Genomic DNA, 11,186 nt, shown 5'->3' on the forward strand with positions numbered 1-11,186 from the left:
GTGCGCCTGGCGCGGTCAGTCCTTCTGCGTCGGCGGAGCCGGCAGCCGGGAGCCGTCCTTGTGCAGCGGGACCGGCTCGCCGTCCGCGCCGACCACCTTGCGGTCACCGAGCGGCGCGTCCAGCTGGACCGTCATCTGGTACTGCTTGGCGATCATGATGCAGACCTTGCCGGCCCACGGGCTCTCGGTCACCGTGACCTTCACCCGGTCCCCGCTCTCCTCGGTCCGCACGTCGTAGTCGGCGCACACCCCGCCCGAGAACACCACGGTCAGCTCGCTGCCCTCGGCGGTGTACCCCTGCACCGCCACCTCGCGGTCGGAGGGCTTCGCCGTCGGCTCGTCACCGGGCTCACCCGGCTCCGCGGACGACTGCCCGGGCTGCTCGATGTACTTCGGCTCCACCGCCGGGTGCGTCACGGTGAGGGTGCCCGAGGCGCCCTTGGGACGCACCTCGAACAGCCAGGACGGCACCAGCGCCTGCTGCCCGTCCACCGAGTGCGCGGCCAGGCCGAACACCGCCTTCTGGACGGTCAGCGTGTCCTTCTTCGGCGCCTCGGGCTGCGAGGTCGCCGCCTCGCACGGCTCGGGCGGGGTCTGCTCCCCGTCCAGCGGCACGGGAGTGGCGCAGCCCCCGATGCCGCCCCGCGCACCGGCGCGCGGAGCCGCGTTCATCAGCTCCAGCGCCCGCTCGGCGCTCACCACCGGGTAGGTGTCACCCTTCACCGGCTTCGCGAGCCTTCCGCTGCCGCCGGTGATCTCGCCGTCGGCGCCGACGACGAGCCCGGTCGTCCAGCCGTGCGTGGGCAGCCCGCCGATCTCGGGCTGGGCGTTCACCATCCGGCCGGACCCCACGCTCTGGCTCGCGTCGGTCTTGGCGTCGTCCTGGCCGACCGCCTTCAGCACCGGCACGGCGGCCTTCTTCGCGGCGGCCTCGCTGATCCGCGGCTCGCCGGCGGCGGGCGGCTTGCTGCCGCACTCGGGGCCCTTGCAGTCGTCGGTGCCCGGCGTGTGCCGGCTGAAGGACCAGGAGCCGGGGGCCGCCCGGTCCACCCGCAGGGTGGGCCCGGAGCCGTCCTTCCCGCCGATCCGCCAGCCCTGCCCGTCGGCCACGGGTGCGCCGTCCAGGCCGAGCGCCCGGGCCAGCTCGGTGACCTGCGCCTCGGTGACCTCCCCGCGCGTGCGGTACACCGGCGCGGAGTCCGGGCCCTCGGGGAGCGCCCCGTCGGCGCGGTAGACGGCGCCGTACGGGTTCGGCTCACCGGGTGCGATCCCGGGCGCCCCGCTCTCGGAGTGGCCGTCCAGTGTCAGCGGCGGGGGAGTGGCGTCCCCGTTGGCCCCGGGAGCGCTGTCGGTCCCCGAGCCGCCGGAGAGGCTGGTGGCCAGATACGCCCCGCCCCCGCCGATCAGCAGCACGGCGGCGGCGACGGAGGCGACGAGCGCGGGAGTGCGCCGCCGGGAGGAAGAGCCGGACCTGGACCCGGGCTCCGGGCCGGCCTCCGGGTGTCCGGCGGCCGTGGTCCCGGCACCGGCGCGCCCGGCACCGTGCTCCGGTGCCCCGGCGTCGAGGTCCTCCTGCTCGGGCGCCTGGGCGGAAGCCGCCGCCCTGCCTCCGGCGGTCTCCGCTTCCGCCGCCCCGCCTCCGGTGGTCTCGGGTTCCGCCGTCCCGGCGCCGGCGGTCTCCGCTTCCGCCGTCCCGGCGCCGACGGTCTCCGCTTCCGCCGTCCCGGCGCCGACGGTCTCCCGTTCCGGCGCTCCGGCACCGGTGACCTCCTGCCCGGACGCCCGGTCGTCGCCGGCCTCTCCCTGTGTCGCCGAGACCCGAGCGGTCTTCGACTCCGGCACCGCTGCCTCGGCGGCGTCCCGCTCCGGCGCACCGGCATCCGCGGCTTCCTGCTCGGGCGTGGCGGCATCCGCGGCTTCTGGCTCGGGCGTCCCGGCATCCGCGGCTTCCCGCTCCGGCGCCCCGGCACCAGCGGCTTCCCGCTCCGGCGCCCCGGCATCCGCGGCCTCCCGCTCGGGCGCACCGGCGTCGGCGGCGGCACCCTCCGCCGCCCCTGCCTCGGAGGAGGCCGGTTCCGCCCCGGCCGGGGCTTCACCGGCGTCGCGCTCGCCGCCGCCGGTGCCCGCCCCGGCCTCGGGGGAAACCGTCTCCTCACTGCCCGGAGCTTCCCCGGTGCCGCGCACGCTGCCGTCGGCCTTCGCCTCGGCGTCGTCGTTGTCGGGTCGCTCGGTGTTCACCGCATCGCTCCTTCGGCTGCACAGCTGTCCCGGTACACCCATGCCCGGTCGTACCCGGACTGCTGGTGGGTCGTATCCCGCATCCCCATTTCGGGGGACGGCGATGGGACGCAGCGGGGGAGCGCGCGGTTCCCCTGAAGGGACGGATCCGTCAGTCGCCGTAGTCCGGCATCGCGTCCACCAGCCGCGCCGACGACGAGGGCACCCGCACGCCGTGGATCAGGGACGGCGGGACCGGCCGGGACGCGGCCCGCTTCGGAGCCGCCCAGTGGGGAACCATGCGGGCACAGTCACCCTGGAGCGACGCCAGGTCGCCGTCGAGGTAGGCCGGGTCGGGAGCGTGGACTTCGAGGTTCGTCATGTCCGCACCGTATGCACGCCGAAGGTCACGAAGAAAGATCTACTATCGGGTAGTTTCGGCGCTTCAGCGCGCCGTCGCCACCCGGTAGCGTGAAGTGTCAAACCGCCTCCCTCAGGAGAGACCACGCCGTGCGCATCGCAGTCACCGGCTCCATCGCCACCGATCACCTCATGACCTTCCCCGGGCGCTTCGCCGACCAGCTCGTCGCGGACCAGCTCCACACGGTCTCGCTGTCGTTCCTGGTCGACAACCTCGACGTGCGACGGGGCGGCGTGGGGGCGAACATCGCCTTCGGGATGGGCCAGCTCGGCACCCGCCCGATCCTCGTCGGCGCGGCCGGCTTCGACTTCGAGGACTACCGGGCCTGGCTGGAGAGGCACGGCGTCGACACCGACTCCGTCCGCATCTCCGACACGCTGCACACCGCCCGCTTCGTGTGCACCACCGACGCCGACCACAACCAGATCGGCTCCTTCTACACGGGCGCCATGAGCGAGGCCCGGCTGATCGAGCTGAAGACGGTCGCCGACCGGGTGGGCGGCCTCGACCTCGTCTCCATCGGCGCCGACGACCCGGAGGCCATGCTGCGGCACACCGAGGAGTGCCGTGCGCGGGGCATCCCGTTCGCCGCGGACTTCTCCCAGCAGATCGCCCGGATGAACGGGGAGGAGATCCGGATACTGCTGGACGGGGCGACCTACCTCTTCTCCAACGAGTACGAGAAGGGGCTCATCGAGGCCAAGACCGGCTGGAGCGACGCGGAGATCCTGCAGCGGGTGGGCCACCGGATCACCACGCGCGGCGCGCTGGGCGTGCGGATCGAGAAGGCGGGCGAGGAGCCGATCGAGGTCGGCTGCCCGGAGGAGGAGCGCAAGGCCGACCCGACGGGCGTCGGCGACGCCTTCCGGGCCGGCTTCCTGTCCGGGCTGGTGTGGGGCGTCTCGCTGGAGCGCGCCGCCCAGGTGGGCTGCATGCTCGCCACCCTCGTCATCGAGACCGTCGGCACCCAGGAGTACCAGCTGCGGCGCGGGCACTTCATGGAGCGCTTCACCAAGGCCTACGGGGACGAGGCGGCCGAGGAGGTCCGCAAGCACCTGCGGTAGCCCCGGCCCCGCACGCGCCTCAGCCGACCCGGCGGACCAGGTACGCCGTGCCCTGCTCCGCCGGTTCCTCCCCCACGTACTCCTGCCCGCGCATCTCGCACCAGGCCGGGATGTCCAGGCGGGCCGCCTCGTCGTCGGCGAGCACCCGGACCAGGCCGCCCACCGGCACCCGGTCGATCACCTTGGCCAGTTCGATGACGGGGACCGGGCAGCGCCGGCCGAGGGCGTCCACCACCAGGACGTCCTCCTGCACGGCCGCCGCGGCCGGCGCCGGCGCTCCCAGCTTCTCCCGCACCTCGCCCACCACCCCGGGCAGCACGGACAGGAACCGCTCCACGTCCTCATCCGCCGTGCCCGGCGGCAGCGACACCCGGACGTTGCCCTCGCTCAGGACGCCCATCGCCTTCAGCACATGGCTCGGCATCAGCGTGCTGCTGGTGCAGGACGAACCGGACGAGACGGAGAAACCGGCCCGGTCCAGCTCGTGCAGCACGGTCTCTCCGTCGACATAGAGACACGAGAAGGTGACGATGCCGGGCAGCCGCCGCTCCGGATCGCCGACCACCTCCACGTCCGGCACCAGCCGCGGCACCCGCTCCCGGATCCGGTCCGTCAGTTCCCGCAGCCGCGCCGCCTCCTCGGCCGCCTCCGCCCGCACCGCTCGCAGCGCCGCCACCGCGGCCACGATCGCCGGGATGTTCTCGAAACCGGGCGCCCGCCCCGACTCCCGCTCGTCCACCGGGCCCTGGGGCGCGAAGCGGACGCCCTTGCGCACCACCAGCAGCCCGACCCCGGCCGGGCCGCCCCACTTGTGGGCGCCGGCGGTCAGCAGCGACCAGTCGCCCGGCACCGGGCCCCAGCCCAGCGACTGCGCCGCGTCCACCAGCAGCGGCACCCCGGCGGCCCGGCACACCTCGGCCACCTCGGCCACCGGCTGGACGGTCCCCACCTCGTGGTTGGCCGACTGCAGACACGCCAGCGCGGTGTCCGGCCGCAGCGCCCCGGCGTACCCGGACGGAGCAACGGCACCCTGCCGGTCCACCGGCACCTCGGTGACCGACCCTCCGCCGGCCCGGTGAACTTCCCCCGCGTGGAGCACCGAAGAGTGTTCGACCGCGGACACGACCAGGTGATCACCGACCCGCCGCCGGCCCGCCAGCGCCCCCGCGATCCCCGAGTGCACCGCCGCGGTCCCGGACGGGGTGAACACCACCTCGTCCGCCCGGCACCCCACGGCCTCGGCCGCGGCCTCGCGCGCGGCGTCCAGCAGCATCCGGGCCCGGCGCCCCTCCCGGTACAACCGCGCGGGATCGGCCCACCCTTCGTCCAGCGACGCCACCAACGCCTGCCGGGCGACGGGATGAAGAGGAAGACCGGAAGCGGCGTCGAAGTAGGCCATACGCCAATTAAAACCCCGGCAACTGCACCGGCCCCAAGGGGCGCGGGGCGGTGTCCGATATGCGGCTTCGCCGCAGGGCGCGACCGGCCTCCACGCACCCGCAGCCGCCAAACCAGCGAACCACCCGAGCTACAAGGCACCCCTCCCCGCGAACCCCCGGAGGGCGTCGGCTAGGGTTTGGTCCGCATAAACATCCAAACCCCTGCCCGTCGCAGGGCGGCGACCGACCAGCGAGAAGGCCGCAGCCACCACGCGCGGGCGCGACTCTCGGGAAGGCGCTACGTGAGTCCCAACGGCTCCGACCGCTCGCCGCGGCGCCCGATGCGGCGGAAGCTGCTGCAGGCACTGACCGCGGGCCTGGTCCTGGCGACCGCCACCGGTTGCACATGGGAGGACTTCCCCCGCCTTGGTATGCCCACCCCGACCACGGAAGAGGCTCCGCGGATCCTCTCCCTGTGGCAGGGATCCTGGGCTGCCGCGCTCGCCGTCGGCGTGCTGGTGTGGGGCCTGATCCTGTGGAGTGCTTTCTTCCACCGGCGCAGCCGCACCAAGGTCGAAGTTCCTCCGCAGACCCGGTACAACATGCCCATCGAGGCGCTGTACACGGTCGCTCCGCTCCTCGTCGTCTCGGTGCTGTTCTACTTCACGGCCCGTGACGAGTCCGAGCTGCTGAAGCTCGAGAAGAAGCCCGACGTCACGGTCAACGTGGTCGGCTTCCAGTGGAGCTGGTGCTTCAACTACGTCGAGAACGTCGAGGGCTCCTCCGGCGACGCCAGGAAGGCCCCCGAGCTCGACGCGATCCCGAACCGCTACAAGGACGCCTTCCCGGCCAACGCCGGCGGCGTCTACGACTGCGGTACCCCCGGCACCCGCAACGCGCAGACCGGCAACCCGGGCCCCACCCTGTGGCTGCCCGAGGGCAAGCGGGTCCGCTTCGTCCTGACCTCTCGTGACGTCATCCACTCCTTCTGGGTGGTGCCGTTCCTGATGAAGCAGGACGTCATCCCGGGCCACACCAACGCCTTCGAGGTGACCCCCAACAAGGAGGGCACCTTCCTGGGCAAGTGCGCCGAGCTGTGCGGAGTGGACCACTCCCGGATGCTGTTCAACGTCAAGGTCGTCTCCCCTGAGCGCTACGAACAGCACCTGAAGGACCTCGTGAAGAAGGGGCAGACCGGTTACGTGCCCGCGGGCATCCCGCAGTCGGGCCACGAGAAGAACCGGGAGTCGAACATCCTGTGAGCATCCTCAACGAACCCCAGGGTGCCGCGGCAGCAGGGTCCCACTACGAGGACGAGCTGCCGGTCCGGCGCCAGAACCGTGGCAGCGTCGTGGTCAAGTGGCTGACGACCACCGACCACAAGACCATCGGCACGCTGTACCTGGTGACGTCGTTCGCGTTCTTCCTGATCGGCGGCGTGATGGCGCTCTTCATGCGCGCCGAGCTGGCCCGTCCGGGCACGCAGATCATGTCGAACGAGCAGTTCAACCAGGCCTTCACCATGCACGGCACGGTGATGCTGCTGATGTTCGCGACGCCCCTGTTCGCCGGCTTCGCGAACTGGATCATGCCGCTGCAGATCGGCGCGCCCGACGTGGCCTTCCCGCGGCTGAACATGTTCGCCTACTGGCTCTACTCGTTCGGCTCGCTGATCGCGCTGGGCGGTTTCCTCACGCCGGACGGCGCCGCCGACTTCGGCTGGTTCGCCTACTCCCCGCTGTCGGACGCGGTCCGCTCGCCGGGCATCGGCGCCGACATGTGGATCATGGGTCTGGCCCTCTCCGGCTTCGGCACCATCCTCGGCTCGGTCAACTTCATCACCACGATCATCTGCATGCGCGCCCCGGGCATGACGATGTTCCGCATGCCGATCTTCACCTGGAACGTGCTGCTGACCGCCCTGCTGGTCCTCATGGTGTTCCCCGTGCTGGCCGCCGCGCTCTTCGCGCTGGAGGCGGACCGCAAGTTCGGCTCGCACATCTTCGACTCGGCCAACGGCGGAGCGCTGCTGTGGCAGCACCTCTTCTGGTTCTTCGGCCACCCCGAGGTGTACATCATCGCGCTGCCGTTCTTCGGCATCATCAGCGAGGTCGTCCCGGTCTTCTCCCGCAAGCCGATGTTCGGCTACATGGGTCTGATCGGCGCGACCATCGCGATCGCGGGTCTGTCCGTGACGGTGTGGGCGCACCACATGTACGTCACCGGTGGTGTGCTGCTGCCGTTCTTCTCCTTCATGACCTTCCTGATCGCGGTCCCGACCGGTGTGAAGTTCTTCAACTGGATCGGCACCATGTGGAAGGGCTCGCTCTCCTTCGAGACGCCGATGCTGTGGGCGGCCGGCTTCCTGATCACCTTCGTCTTCGGTGGTCTGACCGGCGTCATCCTGGCCTCGCCGCCGCTGGACTTCCACGTCTCCGACTCGTACTTCGTGGTGGCGCACTTCCACTACGTGGTGTTCGGCACCGTGGTGTTCGCGATGTTCTCGGGCTTCCACTTCTGGTGGCCCAAGTTCACCGGCAAGATGCTCGACGAGCGTCTCGGCAAGATCACCTTCTGGACGCTGTTCATCGGCTTCCACGGCACCTTCCTGGTCCAGCACTGGCTGGGTGTCGAGGGCATGCCGCGCCGGTACGCGGACTACCTCGCGGCCGACGGCTTCACCGCGCTGAACACCGTCTCCACGATCTCGTCCTTCCTGCTCGGCCTGTCGATCCTGCCGTTCCTCTACAACGTCTGGAAGACGGCCAAGTACGGCAAGCCGGTCGGCGTGGACGACCCGTGGGGCTACGGCCGCTCCCTGGAGTGGGCGACCTCCTGCCCGCCGCCGCGGCACAACTTCCTCACCCTGCCGCGCATCCGCAGCGAATCCCCGGCGTTCGACCTGCACCACCCTGAGATCGCCGCGCTCGACGAGCTCGAGAACATCGGTCACGGCGAGAAGGCCGTCGCTGGCAGCAAGGAGGCCGGCAAGTGAAGATCCAGGGCAAGATGTTCATGTGGCTGAGCGTCTTCCTCCTCATCATGGCCGTGGTCTACGGCGTGTGGTCGAAGGAGCCGGCCGGTACCACCGCCCTCTTCCTGGCCTTCGGCCTGGCGATCATGATCGGCTTCTACCTCGGCTTCACGGCCAGGCGGGTCGACGTGGGCGCTCAGGACAACAAGGAGGCGGACGTCGCCGACGACGCCGGCGAGCTCGGGTTCTTCAGCCCGCACAGCTGGCAGCCGCTCTTCCTGGCCCTCGGCGGTTCCTTCGCGTTCCTGTCCGTCGCCATCGGCTGGTGGCTGATGTACTTCGCGGCACCGCTGATCCTGGCCAGCATCTGGGGCTGGGTCTTCGAGTACTACCGCGGTGAGAACCGCACGCAGTAGCGGGACCACTCGGGCAGGGGCCCGGACACTCCGTCAGGAGGGTCCGGGCCCCTGCCTTTGGGCGCAATCCCCGTCACTCGTTCGAGTCTCCCAGCGCGCCACGGTTGACGGGCCTTCCTAGCGTGAGGCCATGAGACACCACCCGCGCACCCGTACCGTCGTCGGCTGCACGCTGCTGGTGATCGCCCTCGGCGCGGGCGTCACCGGCTGCAGCTCGGACGGCAACCCGCTGTCCGCCGAGCCGTACGACGCGGCGGGCCAGATCTCGTTCAGCGGCCCCACCGGCGACAAGAAGACCGTCGACCCGGACAAGCCCCTGGAGGTCGTCGCCGAGGACGACGACGGCCGCATCACGGACGTCACCGCCCGCGACACCACAGGCCGCTATGTCGCGGGTGAACTCGCCGCCGACGGCAGCCGGTGGCACAGCACCTCACCGCTGGCCGCCAACGCCCAGTACACGGTCCGGGTGAGCACCGAGAACGAGGACGGGGCGCCCGGCCGCAAGGTGATCACCTTCACCACGGGCAAGCCCTCCACCACCAAGCGCCTGGGCGTCACCCTCGGCCCCAAGGCGGGCACCTACGGCGTCGGCCAGCCCATCACCGCCGAGCTGAGCGCACCGGTCAAGGACCGCGCCCAGCGGGCCGTGGTGGAGCGCGGGCTGAAGGTCACCTCCACGCCCGCGGTGACCGGCAGCTGGTACTGGGTGGACGACAAGAAGCTCCACTTCCGCCCCAAGGACTACTGGCCCGCCCGCGCCACCGTGCAGGTGCGCAGCAACCTGGAGGGCATCAAGATCAACGACCGGCTCCGCGGCGGGAAGGCCAAGCCGCTCACCATCACCACGGGCGACCAGGTCATAGCCGTGACCGACGCCGCCGCCCACCGGCTGACGGTGTACAAGAACGGCGAGGAGGTCAAGACGATCCCCGTCACGACCGGCAAGCCGGGCTTCGAGACCCGCAACGGCGTCAAGGTCGTCCTCGGCAAGGAACTCTTCGTACGTATGCGCAGCACCACCGTGGGCATAGCCGAGGGCTCGTCGGAGTCCTACGACCTCAATGTGCAGTTCGCCACCCGCATCACCTGGAGCGGCGAGTACGTCCACGCCGCCCCCTGGTCGGTCGGCTCCCAGGGCTACGCCAACGTCAGCCACGGCTGCGTCGGCATGAGCACCGCCAACGCCGAGTGGTTCTTCGGCAACGTCCGCGAGGGCGACCTGGTGAAGGTCGTGAACTCCGACGGCGACACGATGGAGCCGTTCGGCAACGGCTTCGGCGACTGGAACGTCCCGTGGGAGAAGTGGCAGCAGGGCAGCGCGCTCACGGCCGGCCCCGCGGCGCCCCAGGAGGCGGCACGGCTGCGCCCGGCGGCTGCCTGAGACGCCCCACGGAGGGCACGGGGGAGCCGCGCACCGGACACGGGACCGCGCGCCGGACACGGCGGCCCGCAGGACCGCAGCCCCGCAAGGCCGCCGGACGGAACGCCCCAGCCCCCGAGCAGGCTGGGGCTAGGTGTGCTGCAGGCGCCGGGAGCGCAGCAGGGAGGCCAGCGCCGAGGCGAACTCCACCGGGTCCACCGGCAGGGTCACGGCGGCCTCAGCCCGGCTCCAGGTGGCCAGCCAGGCGTCCTGGGGCCGCCCGATGAGCAGCAGCACCGGGGGAGCCTGGAAGATCTCGTCCTTGATCTGCCGGCACAGCCCCATGCCGCCCATCGGCACGGCCTCGCCGTCCAGCACGCAGACGTCGATCCCGCCCTTGTCCAGCTCGCGGATCACCGCGGCCGGGGTCGCGCACTCCACGAACTCCACCACAGGGACGTCCGGAGCCGGCCGTCGGCCGGTCGCCAACCGCACCTGTTCCCGCGTGTTCGCGTCGTCGCTGTACACCAGCACCGTGGCGGTCGGCTGCATGCTTCCTCCGTGACGTCAGCGTCGTAAGGACAAGCCCGTTGGGCCGGATGCTACTCCCTTGAAGACCACGTCAACACCGGTGCGGCGGGTGGAGACACTCCGAACGGCACCCCCCGGAGTGAGGGCGGGATAAGCGACCGACATAATGTCGGCGTGGCGACAGCAACGACAGTAGATACCGGGCACGCGCACCCGTCGGTCAACCGGCCGAACCTCACCAGCGTCGGAACCATCATCTGGCTGAGTTCCGAGCTGATGTTCTTCGCGGCCCTCTTCGCGATGTACTTCACCCTGCGATCGGTGACCGGACCCGACTTCTGGTCGGAGAAGGCCGACGCGCTGAACTTCCCGTTCTCGGCGACGAACACCACGATCCTGGTGCTCTCCTCGCTCACCTGCCAGCTCGGCGTCTTCGCCGCCGAGCGCGGTGACGTGAAGAAGCTCCGGGGCTGGTTCATCGTCACCTTCATCATGGGCGCGGTGTTCATCGGCGGCCAGGTCTTCGAGTACACCGAGCTGGTCAAGCACGAGGGCCTGTCGCTCTCGTCCGACCCGTACGGCTCGGTGTTCTACCTGACCACCGGCTTCCACGGCCTGCACGTGACAGGCGGTCTGATCGCCTTCCTGCTGGTCCTGGGACGCACCTACGCGGCCCGGAGGTTCACCCACGAACAGGCGACCGCGGCCATCGTCGTGTCCTACTACTGGCACTTCGTCGACGTCGTCTGGATCGGCCTCTTCGCCACGATCTACATGATCAAGTAGCCGGGCCCGCAACCGCGCGCGCTTGAAGAAGCGCA

10 protein-coding genes are annotated in these 11,186 nt (G+C 71.0%); 6 read left to right on the forward strand and 4 right to left on the reverse strand.

Annotation, left to right across the window (positions count from 1 at the left end):
- Positions 1-15: 15 nt before the first annotated feature.
- A complete protein-coding gene (locus ABD198_RS14400; RefSeq protein WP_344001097.1) occupies positions 16-2,238 on the reverse strand; it encodes a hypothetical protein in 2,223 nt (740 codons plus the stop codon).
- 151 nt (positions 2,239-2,389) lie between these two features.
- On the reverse strand, positions 2,390-2,599 hold the full coding sequence (locus ABD198_RS14405; protein WP_344001099.1) for a hypothetical protein: 210 nt from the start codon (positions 2,597-2,599) through the stop codon (positions 2,390-2,392).
- Positions 2,600-2,727: 128 nt separating this feature from the next.
- Between ABD198_RS14405 and ABD198_RS14410 the strand changes: the two genes are divergently transcribed.
- Positions 2,728-3,702 (forward strand): carbohydrate kinase family protein, encoded by a 975-nt coding sequence (locus ABD198_RS14410; protein ID WP_344001101.1) that lies wholly within the window; start codon positions 2,728-2,730, stop codon positions 3,700-3,702.
- Between the two features lie 19 nt (positions 3,703-3,721).
- Here ABD198_RS14410 and ABD198_RS14415 read toward each other — a convergent pair whose 3' ends face one another.
- Positions 3,722-5,101, reverse strand: coding sequence for a cysteine desulfurase/sulfurtransferase TusA family protein (locus ABD198_RS14415; protein ID WP_344001103.1), 1,380 nt, complete (start codon positions 5,099-5,101; stop codon positions 3,722-3,724).
- Between the two features lie 282 nt (positions 5,102-5,383).
- Between ABD198_RS14415 and ctaC the strand changes: the two genes are divergently transcribed.
- From ctaC to ABD198_RS14435, 4 genes are all read left to right on the forward strand, one after another.
- Positions 5,384-6,343 (forward strand): aa3-type cytochrome oxidase subunit II, encoded by a 960-nt coding sequence (ctaC, locus tag ABD198_RS14420; protein ID WP_344001105.1) that lies wholly within the window; start codon positions 5,384-5,386, stop codon positions 6,341-6,343.
- Positions 6,340-8,076 carry an aa3-type cytochrome oxidase subunit I gene (gene ctaD / locus ABD198_RS14425; RefSeq protein ID WP_344001107.1) on the forward strand — a complete coding sequence of 579 codons (1,737 nt, stop codon included), beginning with the start codon at positions 6,340-6,342 and terminating at the stop codon, positions 8,074-8,076. Before ctaC ends, ctaD begins: the two co-directional genes overlap by 4 nt.
- Positions 8,073-8,471: a cytochrome c oxidase subunit 4 gene (locus ABD198_RS14430; protein ID WP_344001109.1), complete on the forward strand. Its 399-nt coding sequence runs from the start codon at positions 8,073-8,075 to the stop codon at positions 8,469-8,471. The genes ctaD and ABD198_RS14430 overlap by 4 nt, the downstream gene beginning before the upstream one ends.
- Positions 8,472-8,601: 130 nt before the next feature.
- Positions 8,602-9,855: a L,D-transpeptidase gene (locus tag ABD198_RS14435; RefSeq protein WP_344001111.1), complete on the forward strand. Its 1,254-nt coding sequence runs from the start codon at positions 8,602-8,604 to the stop codon at positions 9,853-9,855.
- A 129-nt stretch (positions 9,856-9,984) separates the two neighbouring features.
- Here the strand turns inward: ABD198_RS14435 and ABD198_RS14440 are convergent, their stop codons facing one another.
- Positions 9,985-10,386, reverse strand: coding sequence for a response regulator (locus ABD198_RS14440; RefSeq protein ID WP_344001113.1), 402 nt, complete (start codon positions 10,384-10,386; stop codon positions 9,985-9,987).
- Positions 10,387-10,539: 153 nt separating this feature from the next.
- Between ABD198_RS14440 and ctaE the strand changes: the two genes are divergently transcribed.
- Positions 10,540-11,151, forward strand: a complete 612-nt coding sequence (gene ctaE / locus ABD198_RS14445; RefSeq protein ID WP_344001115.1) for an aa3-type cytochrome oxidase subunit III — start codon at positions 10,540-10,542, stop codon at positions 11,149-11,151.
- Positions 11,152-11,186: the final 35 nt, after the last annotated feature.

It is taken from the genome of Streptomyces thermocarboxydovorans (assembly GCF_039524635.1).
GTDB classification, from domain to species: Bacteria; Actinomycetota; Actinomycetes; order Streptomycetales; family Streptomycetaceae; genus Streptomyces; species Streptomyces thermocarboxydovorans.

Coding starts and splice junctions, on each gene's coding strand:
- ABD198_RS14405 (WP_344001099.1), bottom strand. CDS start 2,599: ATGACGAACCTCGAAGTCCACGCTCCCGACCCGGCCTACCTCGACGGC.
- ABD198_RS14415 (WP_344001103.1), bottom strand. CDS start 5,101: ATGGCCTACTTCGACGCCGCTTCCGGTCTTCCTCTTCATCCCGTCGCC.
- ABD198_RS14435 (WP_344001111.1), top strand. CDS start 8,602: ATGAGACACCACCCGCGCACCCGTACCGTCGTCGGCTGCACGCTGCTG.
- ABD198_RS14440 (WP_344001113.1), bottom strand. CDS start 10,386: ATGCAGCCGACCGCCACGGTGCTGGTGTACAGCGACGACGCGAACACG.